The 23,254-nt window shown below is 62.5% G+C and carries 23 protein-coding genes; 15 read left to right on the plus strand and 8 right to left on the minus strand.

Annotated features, from left to right (window positions below; translation table 11 throughout):
• Positions 1 to 54: 54 nt before the first annotated feature.
• The gene (locus ASD03_RS33265) at positions 55 to 687 is read left to right on the plus strand and encodes a GNAT family protein (protein ID WP_025425120.1); all 633 of its coding nucleotides are present in this window, start codon (positions 55 to 57) and stop codon (positions 685 to 687) included.
• Positions 684 to 1,268: a GNAT family N-acetyltransferase gene (locus tag ASD03_RS33270; protein ID WP_025425121.1), complete on the plus strand. Its 585-nt coding sequence runs from the start codon at positions 684 to 686 to the stop codon at positions 1,266 to 1,268. Before ASD03_RS33265 ends, ASD03_RS33270 begins: the two co-directional genes overlap by 4 nt.
• Positions 1,269 to 1,310: 42 nt before the next feature.
• Here ASD03_RS33270 and ASD03_RS33275 read toward each other — a convergent pair whose 3' ends face one another.
• Complete coding sequence (locus ASD03_RS33275) at positions 1,311 to 2,171, minus strand: endonuclease/exonuclease/phosphatase family protein (protein ID WP_025425122.1); 861 nt, start codon at positions 2,169 to 2,171, stop codon at positions 1,311 to 1,313.
• 85 nt (positions 2,172 to 2,256) lie between these two features.
• Between ASD03_RS33275 and obgE the strand changes: the two genes are divergently transcribed.
• The 10 genes from obgE to ASD03_RS33325 all read left to right on the plus strand — a co-directional run bounded on the left by obgE (position 2,257) and on the right by ASD03_RS33325 (position 12,697).
• The gene (gene obgE / locus ASD03_RS33280; protein ID WP_057210849.1) at positions 2,257 to 3,267 is read left to right on the plus strand and encodes a GTPase ObgE; all 1,011 of its coding nucleotides are present in this window, start codon (positions 2,257 to 2,259) and stop codon (positions 3,265 to 3,267) included.
• Position 3,268: 1 nt separating this feature from the next.
• Positions 3,269 to 4,438: a glutamate 5-kinase gene (proB, locus tag ASD03_RS33285; RefSeq protein ID WP_025425124.1), complete on the plus strand. Its 1,170-nt coding sequence runs from the start codon at positions 3,269 to 3,271 to the stop codon at positions 4,436 to 4,438.
• Positions 4,431 to 5,714, plus strand: a complete 1,284-nt coding sequence (locus tag ASD03_RS33290; protein ID WP_025425125.1) for a glutamate-5-semialdehyde dehydrogenase — start codon at positions 4,431 to 4,433, stop codon at positions 5,712 to 5,714. The genes proB and ASD03_RS33290 overlap by 8 nt, the downstream gene beginning before the upstream one ends.
• 16 nt (positions 5,715 to 5,730) lie before the next feature.
• Positions 5,731 to 6,339 carry a nicotinate-nucleotide adenylyltransferase gene (locus ASD03_RS33295; protein ID WP_025425126.1) on the plus strand — a complete coding sequence of 203 codons (609 nt, stop codon included), beginning with the start codon at positions 5,731 to 5,733 and terminating at the stop codon, positions 6,337 to 6,339.
• Between the two features lie 44 nt (positions 6,340 to 6,383).
• The gene (gene rsfS / locus ASD03_RS33300; RefSeq protein ID WP_025425127.1) at positions 6,384 to 6,875 is read left to right on the plus strand and encodes a ribosome silencing factor; all 492 of its coding nucleotides are present in this window, start codon (positions 6,384 to 6,386) and stop codon (positions 6,873 to 6,875) included.
• Positions 6,876 to 7,140: 265 nt separating this feature from the next.
• Complete coding sequence (gene rlmH, locus ASD03_RS33305; protein ID WP_025425128.1) at positions 7,141 to 7,623, plus strand: 23S rRNA (pseudouridine(1915)-N(3))-methyltransferase RlmH; 483 nt, start codon at positions 7,141 to 7,143, stop codon at positions 7,621 to 7,623.
• A 222-nt stretch (positions 7,624 to 7,845) separates the two neighbouring features.
• Positions 7,846 to 9,264: a murein hydrolase activator EnvC gene (locus ASD03_RS33310; protein WP_025425129.1), complete on the plus strand. Its 1,419-nt coding sequence runs from the start codon at positions 7,846 to 7,848 to the stop codon at positions 9,262 to 9,264.
• Complete coding sequence (locus ASD03_RS33315) at positions 9,254 to 10,576, plus strand: S41 family peptidase (RefSeq protein ID WP_025425130.1); 1,323 nt, start codon at positions 9,254 to 9,256, stop codon at positions 10,574 to 10,576. Before ASD03_RS33310 ends, ASD03_RS33315 begins: the two co-directional genes overlap by 11 nt.
• A 137-nt stretch (positions 10,577 to 10,713) precedes the next feature.
• Positions 10,714 to 11,931, plus strand: a complete 1,218-nt coding sequence (locus ASD03_RS33320) for a divergent polysaccharide deacetylase family protein (RefSeq protein ID WP_057218351.1) — start codon at positions 10,714 to 10,716, stop codon at positions 11,929 to 11,931.
• 238 nt (positions 11,932 to 12,169) lie between these two features.
• Positions 12,170 to 12,697, plus strand: a complete 528-nt coding sequence (locus ASD03_RS33325; RefSeq protein ID WP_025425132.1) for an RNA pyrophosphohydrolase — start codon at positions 12,170 to 12,172, stop codon at positions 12,695 to 12,697.
• 634 nt (positions 12,698 to 13,331) lie between these two features.
• On the opposite strand, the gene bfr is transcribed toward ASD03_RS33325, so the two are convergent.
• The 5 genes from bfr to ASD03_RS40885 form a co-directional block, all read right to left on the minus strand.
• The gene (bfr, locus tag ASD03_RS33330; protein WP_025425133.1) at positions 13,332 to 13,823 is read right to left on the minus strand and encodes a bacterioferritin; all 492 of its coding nucleotides are present in this window, start codon (positions 13,821 to 13,823) and stop codon (positions 13,332 to 13,334) included.
• Complete coding sequence (locus tag ASD03_RS38410; protein WP_239637581.1) at positions 13,789 to 14,202, minus strand: (2Fe-2S)-binding protein; 414 nt, start codon at positions 14,200 to 14,202, stop codon at positions 13,789 to 13,791. The genes bfr and ASD03_RS38410 overlap by 35 nt, the downstream gene beginning before the upstream one ends.
• 242 nt (positions 14,203 to 14,444) lie before the next feature.
• Positions 14,445 to 17,801: an error-prone DNA polymerase gene (locus tag ASD03_RS33340; RefSeq protein ID WP_038575756.1), complete on the minus strand. Its 3,357-nt coding sequence runs from the start codon at positions 17,799 to 17,801 to the stop codon at positions 14,445 to 14,447.
• A complete protein-coding gene (locus ASD03_RS33345) occupies positions 17,798 to 19,315 on the minus strand; it encodes a DNA polymerase Y family protein (RefSeq protein ID WP_239637582.1) in 1,518 nt (505 codons plus the stop codon). Before ASD03_RS33345 ends, ASD03_RS33340 begins: the two co-directional genes overlap by 4 nt.
• On the minus strand, positions 19,266 to 20,225 hold the full coding sequence (locus ASD03_RS40885; protein ID WP_025425136.1) for a hypothetical protein: 960 nt from the start codon (positions 20,223 to 20,225) through the stop codon (positions 19,266 to 19,268). Before ASD03_RS40885 ends, ASD03_RS33345 begins: the two co-directional genes overlap by 50 nt.
• A gap of 170 nt (positions 20,226 to 20,395) precedes the next feature.
• On the opposite strand from ASD03_RS40885, the gene ASD03_RS33355 reads away from it, so the two are divergent.
• Complete coding sequence (locus ASD03_RS33355; protein WP_025425137.1) at positions 20,396 to 20,830, plus strand: metallopeptidase family protein; 435 nt, start codon at positions 20,396 to 20,398, stop codon at positions 20,828 to 20,830.
• Positions 20,831 to 20,918: 88 nt separating this feature from the next.
• Here ASD03_RS33355 and ASD03_RS33360 read toward each other — a convergent pair whose 3' ends face one another.
• Positions 20,919 to 21,125, minus strand: coding sequence for a DUF1737 domain-containing protein (locus tag ASD03_RS33360; RefSeq protein WP_025425138.1), 207 nt, complete (start codon positions 21,123 to 21,125; stop codon positions 20,919 to 20,921).
• On the minus strand, positions 21,122 to 22,027 hold the full coding sequence (locus ASD03_RS33365; RefSeq protein WP_025425139.1) for a CoA ester lyase: 906 nt from the start codon (positions 22,025 to 22,027) through the stop codon (positions 21,122 to 21,124). Before ASD03_RS33365 ends, ASD03_RS33360 begins: the two co-directional genes overlap by 4 nt.
• A gap of 111 nt (positions 22,028 to 22,138) precedes the next feature.
• Between ASD03_RS33365 and ASD03_RS33370 the strand changes: the two genes are divergently transcribed.
• The gene (locus ASD03_RS33370; RefSeq protein WP_025425140.1) at positions 22,139 to 22,384 is read left to right on the plus strand and encodes a hypothetical protein; all 246 of its coding nucleotides are present in this window, start codon (positions 22,139 to 22,141) and stop codon (positions 22,382 to 22,384) included.
• A gap of 249 nt (positions 22,385 to 22,633) precedes the next feature.
• Positions 22,634 to 23,065: a glyoxalase/bleomycin resistance/extradiol dioxygenase family protein gene (locus ASD03_RS33375; RefSeq protein WP_025425141.1), complete on the plus strand. Its 432-nt coding sequence runs from the start codon at positions 22,634 to 22,636 to the stop codon at positions 23,063 to 23,065.
• The last annotated feature ends 189 nt before the right edge of the window (positions 23,066 to 23,254 follow it).

Here is a 23,254-nt window from a genome sequence, read left to right on the forward strand (position 1 = left end):
GGGGAGATGGGGCAATACCCAACTCCCCTTTTTTTCGTTTCTGGAGGACGAACCATGCAAACCGAGCTACTGAGGGAAGACCAATCACGGTCTCCCGAACAAAGGCTGAGGCCCCAACGGTCAAGGACCGATTGCCCGATATTGTTGTCACCCCGGCTCGTTCTGCGCGCGCCCCATGAAGACGATATCGACGCCCTTGCCCATCTTGCCAACAATGCCAATGTCGCCACCATGGTCTCGCGCATGCCGCACCCGTATACGACGGCCGATGCCGCCGATTTCGTGCGACGCGCCAAAGCCGGCACGATTGGCAAGTGCGTCTACGCGATTACCAAAGCGGATAATGGCGCATTCCTCGGTTGTTGCGGTATCGAGCCGCACCCCGATGGCAAGACGGCGGAACTCGGCTACTGGCTGGGCGAACCCTATTGGAACCAAGGCTATGCCACAGAGGCTGCCCAGGCGCTCACCGACATGGCCTTTCGCACCCGTGACATCGACCAGATCGATGCGCGCTGCCGGGTCATGAACCTCGCCTCGCGCCGGGTCATCCAGAAGTGCGGCTTCCAGTTCCAGGGCAGCGGCATGGTCGGCAGCCTGGCGCTCGGCGGCTCGATCTCTGTCGAATGGTATCGGCTCGACCGCAAGACCTGGGTTTCGCTCAGAAGCTGGGGAGGCATGCGATGAACGCGCTCACCTCCGAACGCTCGCGCACCGCGATCCGTCCCGGCCCCGGGCCCTGCCCGGTCATCGAAACCAGGCGGCTGGTGCTGAGGCCCCACAGCCGAAGCGATGCCGAGGCGATCGCTCAGTCGCTGGGCGATTTCCAGGTGGCGCGCATGCTCTCGCGTGTGCCTGCACCTTACGACCAGCAGGATGCGCTCGATTGGCTGGCAAGCCAGACCTCGGGACTCACCCCCGACTGGACGCTGGCGATCACCACCGGCGACGACGTGCATATCGGTTGCATCGGCATCGAGCTCAGGCACGGCCAATGGCATGTCGGCTACTGGCTGAACCGGTTCTACTGGGGCAAGGGCCTGGCGAGCGAAGCAGCCTATGCGGCGATCGAGCGCTTCTTCCGGCGCATGCCGGAAACGACCCTGCATTCCGGCGTCTTCGCCGACAATCCGGGGTCGCTCAAGGTCCAGGAAAAGCTCGGCTTCCAGATCACCGGCTGCAGCCAGATCTATGCGCTCGCCCGCAATGCCATGGTCGCCCATATCGAGACCCGGCTGAGCGCGGCAGATCTGCGCCGGCCACACTGAAGAAACAATCCCCGCGAAGCCATGCCTTTGCGGGGATATTCGTCAAGCGAGTTCAAAACCAACAGGAAGATGATCGGACCCCTTGGCGTCGTAATCGGTCCAGGCGTCCTTCAGCTGCGGCACCAGGCCGGTGCTGATGAAGCCATAGTCGAGATGCATGCGCTTTTGAGGATTGTCGGGATGAACCCAGCTATAGCTTTCCGGCGTCAGCCGGTTGAGATGGGCGAGCACGTCGACCGGATTTTCGAGCCGAAGCGAGCGTCCGTAATAAGCGTCGCGCGAGCCGGCCATCGCGCAATATTCCGGCGTCTCCGGCTCCATGTTGAAGTCGCCCATGACGACGAAATCCTCCGGATGCGGCGGCTCAGCAAGACCGAAATCGGCAGCCCCGGTAATGCCGCCGCCCTCAAGCGGATAGCCGAGCAGCCGCTCCTTGAGGAAGCGGATCTGGGCGATGCGCTCGGCGGGAAGCACATGGTCGAGATGCACGGAATAGACGCGCAGCGGCCCGCCCGGCGTGGCGACCAGCGCTTCGGTGGCGCCGCGCTGCAGGTTCATCGGGCTGATGGTCCGGGTGCGCGGCAGCGATATCAACCGGGTCGACAGGATCGGCCAGCGCGACAGGATCATGTTGCCGAACTGGAAGCGCCGGTTGACGGCGCGGCCGCCCTCGATCGAAGAGCCGATATCGATGTCGCAAGGGGCATGAAAGGCTGAGAAATGACCGGGGAAGAGCGCTTCGAAACGGGCAACCAGATCGACGTGGCCGTTGCGGTGAAAACCGCGTGTCACTTCCTGCAGCGCGATGATGTCGGCGCCGCCAAGCGACGCAGCAATGCGCTCGGGTTCAAACTGGCCGTCAAGACCGATGCCGTATTGGATGTTGTAGCTGGCAAAACGCACGATATTCTTTGACCTCCGGATGAACCGCCTATATCGATGGCGGCAAAATACGACCGCGCAAATACACCGAACAGATGGCAGTCCAATGAAATTTCTAGACGAAACGAAAGTCTACATACGCTCCGGCGACGGCGGCGCAGGCGCCGTGTCGTTCCGTCGTGAAAAATTCATCGAATTCGGTGGACCTGATGGCGGCGACGGCGGCCGCGGCGGCGACGTCTGGGTCGAGGCGGTCAACGGCCTCAATACCCTGATCGACTTCCGCTACCAGCAGCACTTCAAGGCCAAGACCGGCACGCACGGCATGGGCCGCAACCGCACGGGCGCCGGCGGCGCCGACGTGACGCTGAAGGTTCCGGTCGGCACCCAGATCTTCGAGGAAGACAGCGAGACGCTGATCGTCGACATGGTCGCCGAAGGCCAGCGCTACCGGCTTGCCGCCGGCGGCAATGGCGGCTTCGGCAATGCCCATTTCAAGTCCGCCACCAACCAGGCGCCAAGCTGGGCCAACCCCGGCCTCGAAGGCGAAGAAAAAACCATCTGGCTGCGGCTGAAGCTGATCGCCGATGCCGGCCTCGTCGGCCTGCCCAATGCCGGCAAATCGACCTTCCTTGCCGCCTGCACCCGGGCGCGGCCGAAGATCGCCAATTACCCCTTCACCACGCTGCACCCGAACCTCGGCGTCGCCACCATCGACGGCAACGAGTTCATCATCGCCGACATTCCCGGCCTGATCGAAGGCGCGCATGAAGGCGTTGGTATCGGGGACCGTTTCCTCGGCCATGTCGAGCGCACGCGCGTGCTGCTTCACCTCGTCTCGGCCCAGGAAGAAGACGTCGCCAAGGCCTACAAGACCGTGAAACACGAACTCGTAGCCTATGGCGGCGGGCTCGAAGACAAACCCGAGATCGTCGCGCTGTCGCAGATCGACGTGCTCGACGAGGACGAATTGAAGGTGAAGGCCAAGGCGCTGGCAAAGGCCTGCGGCGAGCAGCCTCTCCTGCTTTCGGCCGCCACCAGCAAGGGCATGACCGAGGCATTGCGGGCGCTACGCACCGTCATTGTCGCGGCAAAGTCCGGAGAAGAGACCGCCTGACATGACGAAGACCCGCAAGCCGCTTCAGAAGTATCGCCGGGTCGTCATCAAGATCGGGTCGGCCCTGTTGGTCGATCGCGCGACCGGGCTGAAAAAGGCCTGGCTCGACGCCATGTGTGCCGACATCGCCGCCCTCAGGGCCAAGGGCGTCGACGTGCTCGTCGTCTCCTCCGGCGCCATCGCGCTCGGCCGCACCGTACTGAAACTCCCTTCTGGCGCGCTAAAACTCGAGGAAAGCCAGGCGGCCGCGGCCGTCGGCCAGATCGCGCTTGCCCGCGCCTGGTCGGAAAGTCTTTCGACAGACGCGATCGTCGCCGGCCAGGTGCTACTGACGCTCGGCGACACCGAGGAGCGTCGACGCTATTTGAATGCCCGCGCCACGATCAACCAGCTGCTGAAGCTCGGCGCCGTGCCGATCATCAACGAGAACGATACGGTGGCGACCACCGAAATCCGCTATGGCGACAACGACCGCCTGGCCGCCCGCGTCGCCACCATGGTCGGCGCTGACCTCCTGGTGCTGCTTTCCGACATCGACGGCCTCTATACGGCGCCGCCGCATCTCGACCCCGATGCCCGTTTCCTCGACACGATCGCGGAGATCACGCCCGAGATCGAGGCGATGGCAGGGGGGGCTGCCTCCGAGCTGTCGCGCGGCGGCATGCGCACCAAGATTGATGCCGGCAAGATCGCAACCACCGCCGGCTGCTCCATGATCATCGCCTCGGGCAAACCCAACCATCCGCTGGCGGCCATCGAGGAAGGCGCTCGCTCGTCCTGGTTTGCACCATCGGGCTCACCGGTGACCGCACGCAAGACCTGGATTGCCGGGCAGCTGCTGCCGGCCGGCACGCTCGCCATCGATGCCGGCGCCGAGGAGGCGCTGCGCTCCGGCAAGAGCCTGCTGCCTGCCGGCGTGCGCGAAGTGAAGGGCACCTTCAGCCGCGGCGACACCATTGCCATTCTCGGCGCAGCGGGCCGCGAAATCGCCCGTGGTCTTGCCGGCTATGACGCCGACGAGGCTCGCCAGATCGCCGGCAAGAAATCCGCAGAGATCGCGGCGATCCTCGGCTATGCCGGCCGCGCCGCCATGGTGCATCGCGACGATCTGGTGATGACCGGCAAGCGCGCCGACGAGAAGGACGGCCGGAGGGATGAAGTCCATGCTTGATGAAGTCAGGAATAAGGATGACGTCGAAGGCGTCATGCTGGAGATCGGCCGCCAGGCGAAGGCGGCAAGCCGGCCGCTTGCCGTCGCCACCGCCGAACGCAAGCATGCGGCCCTCGTTGCCATGGCCGAGATCATCGTCAATCGCCGCGACGAGATTCTTGCCGCCAACGCGATCGATCTTGAAAACGCCCGCCAGTCCGGCATCGCCGCGTCCTTCATCGACCGCCTGACGCTGACGGAGAGCCGGATCCGCGACATGGCCAACGGCATTCGCGCGATTGCCGACCTCAAGGATCCGGTTGGCGACGTCATTGCCGAGTGGGATCGCCCCAATGGCCTGCACATCGAGCGCGTGCGTACGCCGCTCGGCGTCATCGGCGTGATCTACGAAAGCCGCCCGAACGTGACGGCAGATGCCGGTGCACTGTGCCTGAAGGCGGGCAATGCCGTCATCCTGCGGGGCGGCTCCGACAGCTTCCATTCCTCGCGCGCCATCCATGCCTGCCTCGTCGAAGGCCTGAAGGCTGCTGGCCTGCCCGAGCATGCGATCCAGATGGTGCCGGTTGCCGATCGCGCTGCCGTCGGCGCCATGCTCTCGGGCCTCGGTGGCACGATCGACGTCATCGTTCCGCGCGGCGGAAAAAGCCTCGTCGCACGGGTCCAGAACGAGGCGCGCGTGCCGGTGTTCGCCCACCTCGAAGGCCTCTGCCACATCTATGTCGACGCATCCGCTGATCTCGCCATGGCCGAAAAGATCGTCGTCAATGCCAAGATGCGCCGCACTGGTATCTGCGGTGCCGCCGAGACACTGCTGATCGACAGCAATGCTGCGGACAAGCTGGCAAGGCCGCTACTTCAGGCGCTGCTCGCAGCCGGCTGCGAAGTGCGGGTGTCCGAAGAGCTTGCCGGAACCATCGATGGCTTGCGGCCGGCGACGGACGCGGATTGGTCGACGGAATATCTCGACGCGATCATCTCTGTCCGACTGGTGGACGGGATTTCCGGCGCGATCGAACATATCAACACCTGGTCCTCGGCGCATACCGAGGCGGTAATCGCCGAGGATGCCGATGTCGTCGAGCGCTTCTTCGCCGAAATCGATTCCGCCATCCTGCTGCACAATGCCTCCACCCAGTTTGCCGATGGCGGCGAATTCGGCATGGGCGGCGAGATCGGCATTGCCACCGGCAAGATGCACGCCCGCGGCCCCGTTGGCGTCGAGCAGCTGACATCGTTCAAGTATCGCGTGCGCGGCGCCGGACAGGTCAGGCCCTGACGTGACGTCCAGCGAAGTGAACGGCCGCTATCTGCGCATGCCCCATGTCGAAAGCGGCATGGTGGTCGGCCTGTTCGGCGGCTCGTTCAATCCGCCGCATCAGGGGCATGTGCTGGTCGCCGAAACGGCGATCCAGCGCCTCGGCCTCAACCAGCTCTGGTGGATGGTCACCCCCGGAAACCCGCTGAAGAACCACAATAATCTGGCGCCGCTTGCCGATCGCATCGCGCTCAGCGAGAAGATCGCCCCGAATCCGCGCATCAAGGTGACCGCCTTCGAAAAGGCGCTGGGGCAGAGCTATACCGCTCGCACGCTCGAGATGGTAAAGGCCCGCAACCGCGATATCCGCTTCGTCTGGATCATGGGGGCCGACAACCTGCGCAGCTTTCACCGCTGGCAGAATTGGCAGAAAATCGCCCGCACGGTTCCGATCGCCGTCATCGATCGGCCGGGCTCGACGCTTGCCTATCTCTCCTCGCGCATGGCCAAGACTTTCGACTATGCCCGCATCGACGAAGACGATGCCCGGCGCCTTGCTTTTCACCCGGCACCCGCCTGGACCTTCATACACGGGCCGCGCTCCTCGATGAGTTCGACGGCACTTCGATCCGCCAGAACGGCGTGAAATCGAATGATTCATTTCTCGTGTCTTGAAACCGTTCTGGTTTGATGCCTACATTTACTGACGGTTCGAGCGAAACAGTCGAATCGGAAGTGCCTGTTCTGTTCACCTGGAAAGGAAAAACCCTGACAACAGCACACGCCAAGGGATATGCGGCCTCCGCGTTCCCACGCAGCACGGGATCTAGCGACGAAGCCGCTGTCCGTGCGCTTCAACTGGTCCTCGAAAGCCTAGAGGACTCGAAGGCAGAAGATATCGTTACCATCAACATTGCCGGCAAGTCGGCGCTGGGGGACTTCATGGTCGTTGTCTCCGGGCGATCGAGCAGGCATGTGGCGGCGATTGCCGACCATCTGACCACGGACCTGAAGGACGAGGGCTTCGGCAACGCCCGCGTCGAAGGTCTGGAAACGGGTGACTGGGTGCTGATCGATACCGGCGATGTGATCATTCACATCTTCAGGCCGGAAATCCGGGAGTTCTACAACATCGAGAAGATGTGGGCGACACCGGAGATCGAGGACGGCACGCTGCATTGAGATCGCACGGTTCGTCGGGCGTCTGAGCCGCCGCACGCACCGTATTGCGATCATACATATTGGGAATGTGGCTGTCATCGCCGAAGCGGCGTTCGCAGCCAGGATAATTGTTGCGACTGATCGTAGCTTGCAGCGCCGCGTCTGGCATGACGTGCAAATGTCGCTGTAACGCTTTAGTGCGCTGCATGACCTTCTCCTTGAATCGGCCCCGGTTTCAGGAGGTGTGCAGCAGTGCGGTCCAGCGCAGGCGGAGACGGATTGGGTCATGCGTATCGGACTTTTCGCAGTCGGCCGCCTCAAGGCGGGGCCGGAAAAGGATCTTGCGGCCCGCTATCTCGATCGTTTTGCCAAGGCCGGTCCGGCGATCGGTCTCGAGCTTTCCCGCGTGGTCGAAGTCAACGAAAGCCGCGCCTCCAACTCCGATACGCGCAAGCGGGAGGAGGCAGCCCAGCTTGAAAAAGCGCTCACTGACGGCAGTCTGCTGGTGCTGCTTGACGAACGCGGCAAGGCGCTCGATTCCGAAGGCTTCGCATCGCTGCTCGGCAGTTTTCGCGATAGCGGCAAACGCGACCTGATGATCGCGATCGGCGGCGCCGACGGGCTCGACCCTGGCCTTCATTCGCGCGCCGACGCCGTGCTCAATCTCGGCAAGATGACCTGGCCGCATCAGCTGGTGCGCATTCTGATCGCCGAACAGCTCTATCGCGCCGTGACCATCCTTTCCGGACATCCCTATCACCGTGTCTGAGACGCGCCATGCACCGGCGATAACGAGAATATGTGTTGGTCGCATCCGCCAAATCAGATTAGGCTTTTTGAGGAGAGCGTCACGCACCGGGGAAAGATGCCCGGCGAGCGCTCAGAAACGTTGAAACTGCGCATGACGCTTTCCGAAAATCGGTTCCGGTTGGCGGAAGTAAGCGCGAAGCATTTCCAGTTGGATGCATAGGGACGAATGACGCGCCGAAGCATGATGAGCGCTTTCAGCAAGATCGGTGGCGAAGCATGGCGGCCCGGCCGCAGTGCGGCGCTGCTGGCGCTTGTGCTTGTTGCTGCGCTTCCGGCAGCCGCCCAGGATGCACCGGCGACGCCAGCGGCATCAGCGGCGGACCAGCAGCAGGGGCCGCCCGATCCGGCGGCAAACCTGACGCTTCGTCGAGACAGCACCCGCAGCGAGCTCGATGCGCTGTCGAAAACCATCACGCTGTCGCAGGAGCGCGCCGACGAGCTGGCGGCGACCATCGCCGAGATCGACAAAAACAATGAGGCATTGCGCGCCGCCATTGTCGATTCTGCCAGGAAGCGGCAGGGTCTGGAGCAGCAGATCGTCGATGGAGAGAAGAAGCTGAGCGAGTTGCGCTCCAAGGAAGATACCGTGCGCCGATCGCTGCGCGCCCGGCGTGGGGTGCTTGCCGAAGTGCTCGCCGCACTTCAGCGCATGGGCCGCAACCCGCCGCCGGCGATCCTGGTGACGCCTGAGGATGCGCTCGGCTCCGTTCGCAGCGCCATTCTGCTCGGCGCTGTCGTACCCGGAATTCGCGAGGAAACGGACAACCTCGTCGCCGACCTGAAGGCGCTCGCCGATATCAGAACCGGCATCGGCAAGCAGCGCGAAGAGCTGACGGCAGCGATGACGGCCAATGCCGAGGAAGAGCGTCGCATGTCGATGCTCGTGGCCGAAAAGGAAAAACTGCGCCAGAAAAGTGCGGCCGAACTCGCCGCCGAACAGCGCAAGGCGCAGGAACTCGCCTCGCAGGCGACCAATCTCGAAGGCCTCATCGGTTCGCTCGAAAATGACATCGCTTCGGTGCGCGACGCGGCTGCCGCCGCACGCGCGCAGGAAGAGGAACGCCTGCGCATGAGCGAGGCCGAGCGCGAAGCGGCGCGGGAGCTCGCCCGGAGCGCCGTGCCCGACAAAAACCGCATTGCGCCAGCATACGTGTTCTCGGAGCTGAGGAATAAGCTTGCCTATCCGGCCGCGGGATCGCTTTTGCGAAAGTTCGGTGATGCCGATGGTACAGGGCACTCCCTGCAAGGGATCATGTTGGAAACCAACCCCGGCGCGCTGGTGACTGCGCCGTCAGATGGCTGGATCGTCTATGCAGGCAATTTCCGCAGTTATGGGCAGATGATCATTCTCAATCCGGGCGACGGCTACCATGTTGTGCTGTCGGGCATGGAGAAGGTGAGCGTACAGACCGGACAATTTGTCGTGGCGGGTGAACCGCTTGCGACGATGGGTGCGAAAAGAGTCGCAAGTGCTGCGGCCTTGGCGCTGGAAACCGACCGGCCGACGCTTTACATTGAATTCCGAAAAGACGGAAAACCGGTTGATTCCCGACCATGGTGGACCGCAGCAGAGGTTGGAAAGGCGCGAAATGATACGTAGGGCTTCACTTGTTCTGGTCGGGGCGCTGATGGGTGCGACCGCTATGGGCGTCATTTATTCGGCTGTCGTTCCGGCCGTCGCGGCCAATACCTCGACTTATCGCGAGCTGGCGATTTTTGGTGACGTGTTTGAGCGCGTGCGCGCGCAGTACGTCACCCCTCCGCAGGATGACAAGCTGATCGAGAATGCCATCAATGGCATGCTCTCTTCGCTTGATCCGCACTCGAGCTACATGAACTCGACCGACGCCGAGGACATGCGCACCCAGACCCGCGGCGAATTCGGCGGCCTCGGCATCGAAGTGACGATGGAAGACGACCTCGTCAAGGTCACGAGCCCGATCGACGACACGCCCGCGGCCCGCGCCGGCGTTCTCGCCGGTGACTTCATTTCCAAGATCGACGGCCAGGACGTTCGTGGCCTGAAGCTTGAAGATGCGGTCGAGAAGATGCGTGGCGCCGTCGGCACCCCGATCAAGTTGACGATCCTGCGCAAGGGCGCCGACAAGCCGATCGAACTGTCGATCGTGCGTGACGTGATCGCCGTTCGCGCCGTCAAGTTCCGCACCGAAGGCGACGTCGGCTATCTTCGCGTGATCTCGTTCACCGAGAAGACCTACGACGACCTGAAGAAGGGCATCGAGAAGATCAAGTCCGAAGTACCGGCCGACAAGCTGAAGGGCTATGTCCTTGACCTGCGCCTCAACCCGGGCGGTCTGCTCGACCAGGCGATCAACGTTTCCGACGCCTTCCTGGAGCGTGGCGAGGTCGTTTCGACCCGCGGCCGCAATCCGGACGAGACCCGCCGCTTCAACGCGACGCCTGGCGATCTGACCGACGGCAAGCCGGTGGTCGTTCTCGTCAATGGCGGCTCGGCTTCCGCATCGGAAATCGTTGCCGGCGCCCTGCAGGACCTGAAGCGCGCGACCGTGCTCGGCACGCGCTCCTTCGGCAAGGGCTCGGTACAGACGATCATTCCGCTCGGCGAAGCAGGCGCTCTGCGCCTGACGACGGCGCTCTACTACACGCCGTCGGGCAAATCGATCCAGGGAACGGGCATCACGCCCGACATCAAGGTCGAACAGCCACTGCCGCCGGAACTGCTTGGCAGGGTCGAAGCCCAGGGCGAATCCGATCTGCGTGGCCACATCCAGGGACAGAGCGAAACCGACGAAGGTTCCGGCTCGGTCGCCTATGTACCGCCGGAAACCAAGGACGACCTGCAGCTCAACTACGCGCTTGACCTCTTGCGCGGCAAGAAGACCGATCCGGCCTTCCCGGCAAGCCCGGAGCAGGCAGAGCTCAAGAAGTAAGCCATTGAAGGCGCCGGGCTGGTCAACCCGGCGCCTTTATACTATGTGGGCTGCAGGTGCTGCCGGAAACCGCCGATTCTCTTAAAAACGGCGCATCCCTCACCGGCAACTCTCCTTCAGGTCGACCGAGGCTCCGTTTGGGAACAGATCTCAATGCCCCCCTTGGCCAGAACCGCCGGGAAAAGACCGCGCCAAGACGCGACCGTCGTTGCCTTCTCAGCTATTCCCTTGTCGGCATCTTTGCCCTTTCCATAATCGGCCTTTCCGTCTGGAACGCCGTCGCTCCGGATGGGTTGCGCAGGCAGGCGTCCGAACCGGGTGTGGTTGGGCCGGAACCGGCCGAAACGGCACAAAAGACACCCAATTCCACAAGCGGGCAAGCATCGAACACCAGCGGCGGCACGCTGAAGCCGGGCACCGCCTTCTCCGGCGCTCATGTCGAGGAAACCCTGACAAACGACGGCGCGACCGTCACCAAGTTCACGCCGCGCCAACGCGACGGCAGCGGGCCTGCGCTGATCAATGTCGGCCCGATCCGCGGCCAGGACCCGCGCATGGCCGCCCTTCCGAATGACGACCTGCTGGAAGACAGCGCTGAGGGCCGGCTACCGATCACCGCCGCCGACGGGCTGCGGCCGATGGATCAATATGCCCGACCCTGGTCGGGTGCACGCGGCACCCGTATCGCGCTTGTGATCGGCGGCCTTGGCCTCAGCCAGACCGGCACGCAGAAGGCCATCCGCGACCTGCCGCCCGACGTCACCCTCGCCTTTGCCGCCGCCGGCAACAGCCTGCAGCGCTGGATGCAGGAGGCAAGACGCAGCGGCCATGAGATCCTGCTGCAGATCCCGATGGAGCCTTTCGATTACCCCGACAACGATCCGGGACCGCGCGCGCTCCGCCTCTCGCTTGGTTCGACGAAGAACCTGGCCGAACTGCACAAGAACATGGCGCAGATCACCAACTACACCGGCATCATGAACTATCTCGGTGGGCGCTTTCTCTCCGATGCCGATGCTCTCGAACCGGTGATGCGCGATCTCGGCAAACGCGGCGTGCTTTTCCTCGACGACGGCACGTCGGCGCAATCGCTGTCCGGCAAGCTTGCCGATGCCTTTGACGTTCCGCATGGCTTCGCCGACATGACCGTCGACAGCGAGCTCAGCCGCAGCGCCATCCTGAAAAAACTCGACGAGCTGGAACGCATCGCCCGGCGCAACGGTACAGCCATCGGTGTCGCCTCGGCATTCGACGAGAGCGTGGCCGCCATCGCCCAGTGGGCCGGCGAGGCGGAAGGGCGCGGCATCGAGATCGTCGGCGTTTCAGCACTCGTCAAGGACCCGCAGCAGAGATAGGTCAAGCGTGCCTTGAGCGCCGCGCGTCTTATTGGACGCGCAAAGGTCGCTGTAGCACTTTGAATTGCTGCATGTAGGGCGCCATGTCAGAAGCCCAGCGCCTCAGGCGAGGCGCACGAAATCATTGCGAACCCGAAAGATGGGTGCGATGAGACTTCACAAAGGTTCGAACACTTCAGGGCCATACGCTGCCGTGCGCGAGCAGTGGGTCACGCCTTGAGCCAGGAGAGGACAGCGGATGAGCAAGCATAACGACAAGAACCTACGGGCCGAAGACCTGCCCTATCGCCCCTGTGTCGGCGTCATGGTGCTGAACCGCGCCGGCCTCGTCTGGGCCGGCCACCGGATCGCCGTCGGCAATTCCGAATATGACGGCTCGCCGCAGCAATGGCAGATGCCGCAGGGCGGCATCGACAAGGGCGAGGATCCGCTGAAGGCCGCCTATCGCGAGCTCTATGAAGAGACCGGCATGCGCACGGTTTCGCTGCTCGCCGAGGCACCGGGCTGGATCAACTATGACCTGCCTTCACACCTGATCGGCATCGGCCTCAAGGGCAAATTTCGTGGCCAGACGCAGCGCTGGTATGCCTTCCGCTTCGAGGGCGACGAGAACGAGATCGCCATCAACCCACCGCCGGGCGGCCACGAACCGGAATTCGACGCCTGGGATTGGAAGCCGATGCGCGACCTGCCGGAGATGATCGTACCGTTCAAGCGCAAGGTCTATGAGGAGGTCGTTGCCGCCTTCGCCCACCTGGCGCCGTAACTACGCCTTTCGCAACAGGGGCCGGGTCTGCGCTGACATCGACCTTTCGCGGGGGACCCAGCCGACAACACGCACACCGCAAAGCGATGCCCTGGCATCCGTCGCAGATTGCGAGCTGCCAGCGGACGATAGGCGGCCGCTCGCAGCGCGCGCTTTTGGTCTTGCGATTGCCGCGGCAACCCTCACCGACCGCCTGGTTCCGGTTGAGGTTTTGCCCTGCCCGGCAGCAATGCCACTCTGGGGCCGATCGCCAATATCCGGCAGGTTGGTATCGAGCAGGCGCCGGCCGGCCCGATACCAATTCGGTGCAGGGCGCATCGCCGTTTGAAGACGCATGGAGAAATGCGCTCGAGCCTGAGGGTTCACAGACCCCCACCGGGCTCTTTGAGGGTCTGCATGCGGGCGAACCGTCAGCCCGCGCGCCCATTCTTTAGAGCGTTTCCGATTTAGACGGAACCGCACAAACGCTCTATCTCTTTGTTTTTACGCATTTCCTGACGGAAAACCGCTTCGCACTTTTCCTGGAAATGCTCTAAGCGCGTCAGGCAACGGGGCGCCATAGATCGTCTTGGCCCGAAAACCAGAAAGCCGCCGAGGTGATCGGCGGCTTTCTCGTGTGAATGGTGCGAGACGCTCAGTCGATCTCGGCTTCGTTGGCCGGTGCTGCGTTGAGCTGGCCGTATTTCGCTTCGCCGATGGTTTCGAGCAGTTCGAGTTGGGTCTCGAGGAAGTCGATATGACCTTCCTCATCAGCAAGCAGCTCTTCGAACAGCTTCATGGAGACGTAGTCTCCGGCGTCATGACAGATGTCGCGTGATTTCTTGTAGGCCGTGCGGGCATCGTATTCGCCGGCGAGATCCGCCTTCAGCACTTCCTTGACGTTCTGGCCGATGCGCAGCGGTCCGACCGTCTGCAGGTTCGGATGACCTTCGAGGAAGATGATGCGCGCGACGAGCTTGTCGGCATGATGCATTTCTTCAATCGACTCGGCACGTTCCTTCTTGGCAAGGAGCGTGTAGCCCCAATCTTCGAGAAGGCGGAAATGCAGCCAGTATTGGTTGACGGCGCCGAGTTCGAGATAGAGCGCTTCGTTAAGCTGCTCGATGACCTTTTTGTCGCCTTTCAAAATCCGCCCTCCGGTTGTCTTCATGGAATTGTTTGAGGCGGGCCATGAAATCAAATATCTCGACATCCGTCGAGTCGCGACGGCCGTGATATTGCTCGGTGGTGCGGATGATGATGTCGACGACGTTGGGGAAACAGCCGCAGCAGCGACCGCGTTTTTCCATCGCGTGATAGACTTTCGCCGGCACGATCAGCTGCCAACAGTCTTCATCGAGAAGGCTGACAATCATGTCCTCGATCTCTTTTTCCGTGATGAAATTGCAGCTGCAAACCAGCATGTCGTCTTGCCTGTGAAACGCAACGTCCTGAATTCGCTCATAAAGCAAAAGAGGACATTTATTGTCAACAAAAAACTCCACAAGCGGAACTTGCACGCAGATTAGAACGAATCTAAACATGACAAAAAACATCGTATTTTCAGAATATTAGCGTAGCATTGATGACCTTTCTTTCTGTGGATTTCCCGGCGATTGCCGCAGGATACTGCGACATTTTTACGCAGGAAGACCAAGGTGAGTGGCCGAAATCCGGTACGGCAAGCCCAGCTCCGGAAGGACGGGTCATGAAACGGCTGTGAGGGACCGAGCCTTCGAAGCCAAGCCGAGCCCATCGTGTCTGTTCATCAATGGAAGTTGCGGCCTTTCGGCATGACGTCGGCAATTTCGGTCGCGACGGCCTGATGATCGGCGCCGGCGGCACGGCGGGCAGCCGCAAGGCGCAGTTCCTTCAGCACCTTCTTATCGCGCGCGTCGGCCGTCGGTCGCAGCACCTCGTCGGCACGATCGTTGGCGCCGAAGCGGCGCTCCTCCTTGCGCAACAGCCCGAGCATCGGGGTCATATCCTCGATATACTCCGCCACCACGTGGATGACCTCGCTTTCACGCTGGAGCCGGCCGCGGATCTTGACGAGACGCGCACCCATGATCACCGGCCGGTATTTTTCAAAAACCTTCGGCCAGACGATGGCATTGGCGACGCCGGTCTCGTCCTCGATCGTCATGAAGATCACGCCCTTGGCCGAGCCTGGACGCTGGCGAACGAGCACCAGCCCGGCAACCGTCACTCTTCGGCCGACGGGTGCCGTGGCAAGCGCGCGGTTTTCGACCAGCCCCTGCCCCGAAAACTCCGCCCGGAGGAAAGAAACCGGATGCGCCTTCAGCGAGAAGGAGAGATAGCGGTAATCGTTGATGACCTGCTCGCCCTCCAGCATCACCGGCAGCGAAACTGCCGGCTCCAGCTGGAATTCGTCCTGCGTCGCCTGCTCGAAGAGCGGCAACCGCTCGGCAGCACTTTTCTCATCCAGCGCCTTTACCGCCCAAAGCGCGTTGCGGCGATCGAGCCCGATCGAACGGAACGCATCCGCATCGGCAAGCTTCTCCAGCACGGAGCGCGGCAATCCCGAGCGCAGCCAGAGATCGCGAACCGAGGTATAGCCCCGGCCGCGATGGGCGATAAGCTTGTCCACGATCTCCATCTCTCTCAGCCCCTTGACCTGGTTGAAGCCGAGGCGGATGGCCTTTTCCGTCTTGATCACACCCAGCATGTCCCGATGGCGCGGCTCCACCGCACCACGATCATGCCCGCCCCTCTCGAGGTCCGCATCCCAATTCGAATGGTTGATATCGACAGGCAGCACCCGCACGCCATGTTCGCGCGCGTCCCGCACCAATTGGGCGGGAGCGTAAAAGCCCATCGGCTGTGAGTTCAGAAGTGCTGCGCAGAAGACATCGGGATAATAGGTCTTCAGCCATGAAGAGACATAGACGAGCAGCGCGAAGGACGCAGCATGGCTTTCGGGAAAGCCGTATTCGCCAAAGCCTTCGATCTGCTTGAAGCAACGTACGGCGAAATCTCTGTCGTAGCCATTGTTGACCATGCCCTCGACCATCCTTTGCTCGAAGGTGTGGATGGTGCCGGTTCGCTTGAAGGTCGCCATTGCCCGCCTGAGCTGATCGGCCTGGCCCGGCGTGAAATTTGCCGCGGTAATAGCGATCTGCATCGCCTGTTCCTGGAACAAAGGCACACCAAGGGTCCGCTCCAGAACCACTTCCAGCTCCTTGCTCGGATATTCGATGGGTATGTTGCGATTGCGCTGCTCCCGCCGCTTCAGATAGGGATGCACCATGTTGCCCTGGATCGGTCCGGGCCGCACGATCGCCACCTCGATGACGAGATCATAGAAGACACGAGGCCTGAGCCGCGGCAGCATGCTCATCTGAGCCCGGCTCTCGATCTGGAAGACGCCGATCGTATCGGCCCGGCAGATCATGTCGTAGACGTCATCCTGCTCATCCTTGAACAGCGTGTGCAGGTCTTTCCTCACGCCGTAATGCCGCTCCATCAGCTTGAACGCCCGGGCGATGCAGGTCAGCATGCCGAGCGCCAGCACGTCGATCTTCAGGATCTTCAGCGTATCGAGGTCGTCCTTGTCCCACTCGATCATGTAGCGGTCGGGCATCGCCGTGTTCATGATCGGCACCACCTCGTCGAGCCGATCGCGGGTGATGACGAAACCGCCGACATGCTGAGAGAGATGGCGGGGAAAGCTCATCAGCGCGGTGGCATAGTCGAGCACTCGCACCGTCGTTGGATCCTTGACATCGAGACCGGCGGCCTTGGCCTCCCGTTCCGACAGGTCGGCGGCCGACCAACCCCAGACCGAACCGGCAAGCGCCGATTGCACGTCCTCGGAAAAGCCGAAGGCTTTGGCCGTTTCGCGACCGGCCGACCGCGCCCGGTAGCTGATGACGGCGGCCGTAAGCCCCGCATGCTCCTTGCCGTACGTCCTATAGATATGCTGGATCACCTCTTCCCGCTTCTCGTGCTCGAAATCGACATCGATATCCGGCGGCTCGTCACGCTCCGTCGACAGGAACCGGTCGAAAAGCAGCGTCGTCGAAAGCGGATCGACCTCGGTGATGGCAAGGCAGTAGCAGACCGTCGAATTTGCCGCCGAGCCGCGGCCCTGGCAGAGAATGTCGACGCTTCGCGCATATTCCATGATGTTGCGCACGGTGAGGAAGTAGGGCTCATAGCGCTTGCTGGCGATCAGCTCGAGCTCGTATTCGATCTGGGTCGAGACCTTCGCGGGAATGCCTTCGGGATAACGCACATGGGCGCCTTCCATCGTCAGCCGCCTGAGGGTCTGTGTCGTCGTCTCGCCTGCAAAACTCTCATCGGGATATTGGTATTCGAGTTCCGCCAAAGTGAAATTCAGCCGGCGGAAAAAATGCCCGGTATTGGCGATCGCCTCGGGGTAGTCGCGAAAGATGCGCGCCATTTCCGCCGGTGGTTTCAGATGGCGTTCGGCATTCGCCTGAAGCCGGAACCCCGCCTGCGCCACCGTCACATGCTCGCGTATGGCGGTGACGATATCGGCCAGCGGCCGGCGCGCCGGCGCGTGAAACAGCGGACTGTTGGTGGCGATCAGCCTCGTGCCCACGTTGCGGGCGATGGTCGCCAGCCCGGCAAAGACAAGCTGATCGAAACCGTCATAGCGCGGCACCAGCGCCAGATAGAGCCGGTCGGCAAAATGCGGCTTCAGCCGCTTGAGAAATTCCGCAAGGTTTTTAGCCTCCGACGCCCCGATCACCGGGTCGGGCAGGACGGCAATCAGGATATCCTCGCCCCATTCGACAAGGTCGGTCTCGTAGAGCGTACAGGTGCCTTTCTTCGCCCGCAGGTTTCCAGCACTCAGCATGCGGCAGAGATTGCCCCAGCCCCGACGGTTGCGCGGATAGGCGAGCACATCCGGGATGTCTTCGGCAAAGGAAAGCCGGGCGCCGGGCTGGAAGGAAAACGCCTCCACCTTGGCCTGCGCATGAGCGCGCACCACGCCCGCCACCGTATTGCGATCGGCAACGCCAAGGCCGGAAATACCAAGGCGGCTGGCGGCAACGATCATTTCGCCCGGATGGGAGGCTCCTTCGAGGAAGGAGAAATTCGACCAGGCGCCGATCTCGAAATAGGGCGTGCTCATGCGAAGACCCCATGCATGAACCAGCGCGGCTGTGCGGGCCCGCCATAATGCCCTTCTCGAAACAGCCAGAAGCGCCGGCCTTTTTCATCCTCCACCCGGAAATAATCCCGCTCGGCCGCCTTTTCGCCATCGACCCACCATTCGGCCGCGATCCGTTCAGGACCCTCGGCGCGCGCTATGCGATGAAGGCTCCGCCGCCAGCGAAAGCTTCTGGGCGGGCCCTCCGGCACCTCGGCCACCGCCTCCACCGGCTCCGGACTTTGGAACAGCCGCTGCGGTCGAACGGAAGCCATCCTAAGGCAGGCCGGAACAGTGGAAGCGGCTTCCTCGACCGTCTTCAGCATTTCCACATCCGCAAGCGGCTGAAAGGCGGCGGCACGCTCCGGCACGTGGCTCTGCGACAGGACGGGCAGAAACAGGCTTTCTGCGCCCAGCCGCGCCATGACCCTGTCGGCAAAGGCCGCAAGCGGCTGCTGCCGATCCGGCGTGCCGGAAAAATCCTCCTGCATCACCTCGTATTTTTCGCTTTTGGGAACCGACAGCCGCAGGATCTCGAAACCGAAACCGGCATCGAGATCCTCGTGCACCGCCTGCAGCCGCTCGCGGAAAAGGCCGGCAATGCGGCTCGGTTCAATCAGCGGCGAAGACGTTCCGGCAGCGATGCGAAAGACCCGGCCGTCGACGCGAAACAGCAGCAGTTCGAACAGCCGTCCGCCTTCGCCGCGCTTTTCCAGCTCCGGCTTCAGCCTTGCTGCCAGCTCCTGCGTCAGGCCGAGAATATCGTCCTCACCCTGGACCGGCTCGGAAAGCCGCCGCTCGGCCGAGAGGCTGGCAACGGGGAGCCGCGGCGAGAGCGGCTCGTCCTCCAGCCCCATGGCCTGATCGAGGCGCAGGAGCAGAATGGATCCGAAGCGGCGGGCAAGCGGCGCCCGCGGCGCCTCGATGATATCGCCGACCTGCTTGAGCCCGACCCGGCCGAGCGTTTCGATCATGTCGACTGGAAGCCTGAGGGCAGCCATCGGCAGTGGCGCAAGCACGCGTACGGCCTCCTCCGGAGCGATCACGCTTTGCGAGCCGAAGCGCGCCACCGCCCAGGAAAGCCCTGCCGAAGACGAGATCGCCGCACGCGCCTCGATGCCGAGATGAAAGAGCCGGGCGAGCAGGTCGTCGAGAAGCGATTTCTCGCCGCCGAGAAGATGGGCGCAGCCGGTAATGTCGAGATAAAGGCCGCTTTCGCCGTCGAGCGCCACCAGCGGCGTGTAGCGGCTGCACCAGTCCGCAAGCCCTTCCAGAAGGGCGCGATCCGCCGCCCGGTCGGCGGGCAGCACATCGACCTCGGGACACATGGCCCGCGCCTCGGCAACGCCCTGGCCCAACTGGAATCCTGATTTCTCGGCAAGGCCATCGAGCGCGACGAGGCGCATCGCATTCCTGACCCGGTCGGCAAAGACGACAGGCGGATGATCAGGACGCCCGCGGGAAAGCCAGGAGGTTCCCCAGCGGCTCCGCGCCACCCGGTCGGCCGGAAGATGCGGAAAGTCGAGCGACAGAATGCGCTGGTTGTGGGTCTGCCGCAGCAGCGGCTGGTAGGGGCTCGACGGGGTAAAAGCGGCGGTCATGGGGGTTCCACTCCAGGAAGAGGCCGACGGGAGCAGGAGACCTGCTTTTTTCGGCAATGACGTGAAAGACGGGATGGCCGATGCTGCCGCAAAGCATCGAACCGTCAGGGAGGGCGCGCTCGCGGGCGGGCGCCGGTTCGATATGAAGCCGGAAGAAGGCGCTGCTCGCCTCCTCGTGACCGGACTGACGCAGAAGAAGAAGAGGAATGCGTCCGGCGCGCGCGCGAACATGCAGGCGCCGGCTTTCGCTCAAGGCCAGCGATGCCGGATTGCCGCGAATTTCGAGAATGACGGCACAGAAGGCCGGGACGGAAAGCGCCGTCTCGGCGATCCACAGCGCGTCCTTCACCGTGCGCGGCAGGCTGAGGATCAGGCTTCGAATGTCGAGCCCGTAAGCCTTGAGACCAAGACCGTAGGGCAGGCCGGCCTCGGTCGAGGCCAGCGACTGGCTGACCCACAGAACCGGTGCCCCGGCATCGCCCTTTTGCTGGCGCGCCTGCTGACAAAGGGCGCTGAGCGCGGTTGCAAAACCGGCCGCAGCGCCGGCATCGCGCGTCTCGGAATTGCGGATCTCGGTCATACCCTCGAGCGGCAGGCCGCCCTCGAGGATATCGTCGAGTTCGGGAATGCCGAGCGGCAGGACCTTGCGGCCGGAGGACTGGTGACCTTCTTCCTTGCGCCGAAAGCCTGCGGGATCGGCCGCCTTGACCGCCTTCACGACGCCCGCAAGCCTGCGATTTTCGATCCTGGCTATGGTTTCGCGAAGCGAAAGAACGGTCTCCCGCTGCACGGCGTTCTCGGCCATGACGGTCAACTCCCATTTAAGATGTTCCTGTTATGTTCTTATAGATTCCAGAGCTGACCACATGAGTCAACAGCCAAGTTTAAGAATTTATTCCTCGCCCACCCCAGCCGGAATTCAACACTCGAAAAACAAAGGCAAAATCGCTATATGGAGGGCAACAAGGAGTGCCTATGGCCCGCATTGACCAGACCGATGATTGGCGGGAACGCCACGCACCGACGCTCACGACATTCGAACAACTCGCAGTGGAAGCCTACAGCCACCTGCCGCAGGAGTTCCGCCAACTGACGACCGACCTCATCATCGAGGTTGCCGATTTTCCAAGCGACGACGTCTTCGAGGACATGGCGCTGGAGACGCCGTTCGACCTGCTCGGCCTGTTCGAAGGCCGTGGCATCAGCGAACGTTTCACCATGGAGACAGGTGAGTTTCCGAACCGGATCATCCTTTATCGCCGCCCGATCATCGACTATTGGGCGGAAAACGAGGAAACGCTGGGCGACATCATCACCCATGTGCTGATCCACGAGATCGGCCACCATTTCGGCCTCTCCGACGACGATATGGAACGGATCGAGGCGAGCGTGGAGCACGTGGGCAACTAAGCCCCCATCCGCTCCGAGGCAGAGCCCCCGAAAAACAATCGGAAAACAAAAAAACGCTCCGGCCGGAAAGTCGAAGCGTTCCTGCTTTTTACTGTTCCGACAGCTTGATGTCGGGGTGGTAGTCCTTGCCTTCGACTTCCTTGAATACGGCCTGTCCGCATTGCATGTGCTGCGTATCCGCATTGAAGGCGTAGGTCGGTGAGCCGTGCAGGGACCAACCCTGGTTCAGTGCCGCCGTCACCTTATGGCAGAAGGACGCATCGTCGGGGCCGGTGAGGAAGCGGTAAAGTTTCAAAATCTTGCCTTTCGTTTTTCAATCATCTCCGCCTTGGCGGCGAGCTTCAGGGCCTGATCGAGATGCAGCCGCTCGATCATTCGGCCATGAAGATTGATGACACCTTTTTCCGCGTTCTCCGGCAGCGCGAAGGCGGCGATGATGGCGCGCGCCTCGTCGACGGCCGCCTGCTCGACGCCGAAGCGTTCGTTGGCCGGGCCGATCTGCAGCGGGTGGATCAGCATCTTGCCGTCATAGCCCATGTCGCGCCCCTGCCGGCACTCCTCGTCGAAACCGTCGGCGTCACGGAAATCGTTGAACACCGCATCGATGACGTCGAGACCGCTCCCGCGTGCGGCCAAAAGGATCTGCATCAGCCAGGGGATGAGGTACGGACGGCCGGGCCGGTCGGGAACACCGGTTTCCTTGCGCAGGTCGTTGAGGCCGACGACGAAACAATCGAGCCTGCCGCCGAAGGTGCGGCCGGTCTCGGCGATAACAGGCGCATTGACGACACCGCGCGGCGTTTCGATCATCGCCCAGAGACGCAACGCCTCCGGCGCATCGTTATCGGCCAGCCAGTCGGCGACGATCTGGATATCGGCCGGACTTTCGACCTTGGGCAGCAGGATTGCGTCAGGCTTTGCCGAAACGGCCGCCGCCAGATCCTGCTGGCCGAAGCCCGATCCGAGCGCATTGATGCGGATGATGACCTCACAATCCGGCCTGTTTTCGACGAGGTGGCGAACGAGGCCGTCCCGCGCCTCGGCCTTGCGCTCCGGCGCCACCGCATCCTCAAGGTCGAAGATCGCGGCATCGGCCGCAAGTTCCGCAACCTTGGCCAGTGCGCGGGCATTGTCGGCCGGCACTGAAAGCACCGAACGGCGCAGGCGAACGGGGTGATGTTCGATCGATTTTGTCATGCGGCCAGTTGTGCCCGCCTTTCCTTTTTTCCGCAAGACGAGGCGAACGGCCGCACCCCTCTTGCAAGCGGCGGCGGCAACACCCACATCCCGAGCAGAAAGGTGACGATCATGCAAAGCATACGTTCTGTTCTTTTTACGGCTCTCGCCATCACCATTACGCTGGCAGCCTTCGTCTTCACCGCATCGCTTGCGCTTGCGCTCGCCGGCATCGCCGCCGTTGTCGCGATCGGCAGCGCCATTGCCGCCCGGCTGAACCTGAAGCAGGCTCGAGCAACGGCCCGCCCGACCTCCGGCGCCGCCCCGCGCGAAATGCGCATCTGGAACGACGGTCGCGGCACGATCATCGATCTCTAGGCATCGATCTCCAGAGCGTTTCCGGTTTAGACGACGTCGCGGAAGCGCTCTATCTCCTTGTTTCTACGCACTTCCTGACGGGAACCGCTTCGCATTTTTCCCGAAATGCTTGAGTCTGCCCGACGCGGCAGCCCAATCTCGCTCGATTTTTTTGCGACACCCGTGTCGGCAAGACCCGCTTGCGTTCGTCCTTGGGTCAGGCCAGCAAAGGTCATGGCCACTGCATCATTCCCTCAACAGGAGCATGACATGGACAGCACGACGCAGAAAACAGACGCAAACCAGCTGCCGAAGGCCCTCAACGGCCTGGTGCCTTATCTCCAGGTCGACGGCGCGGCCAAGGCGGCGGAATTCTACAAGCACGCCTTCGGCGCAAAGGAAGCCTATCGGCAACCGGTCGACGACCAGGGCCGGACGATGCATATCCATCTCCACATCAACGGCAGCTCGCTGATGCTCAGTGACGCCTATCCGGAATACGGCCATGCCCTGGAAAAGCCGCAGGCCTTCAGCCTGATGCTGCCGGTCGACGACATCGACGCGTGGTGGAGCCAGGCGGTCGCCGCCGGCGCCGAAGTCGTGATGCCGATCGAATTGATGTTCTGGGGCGATCGCTACGGGCAGCTGCGCGACCCCTTCGGCGTGCTCTGGGCGCTGAACGCCCCAGTAAAAGCAGGCTAGAGTCAAGACAGGCTGAGACCGAAGCCAGACACCGGCCGATTTCGGCAAAACCCTCGGGCAAGGCGCCCAACGGATAAAACAACCGCGACAACACTTGCCGGGCAGGCGATTTCACCCGCCCGGCAAGCATCTTCGGGATAGATTTTCCTTCATTTCGGCGCAAAACTGATCTAAACGCTTACGCAACAT

The organism is Ensifer sp. Root127 (assembly GCF_001425225.1).
Classification (GTDB): Bacteria; Pseudomonadota; Alphaproteobacteria; order Rhizobiales; family Rhizobiaceae; genus Ensifer; species Ensifer canadensis.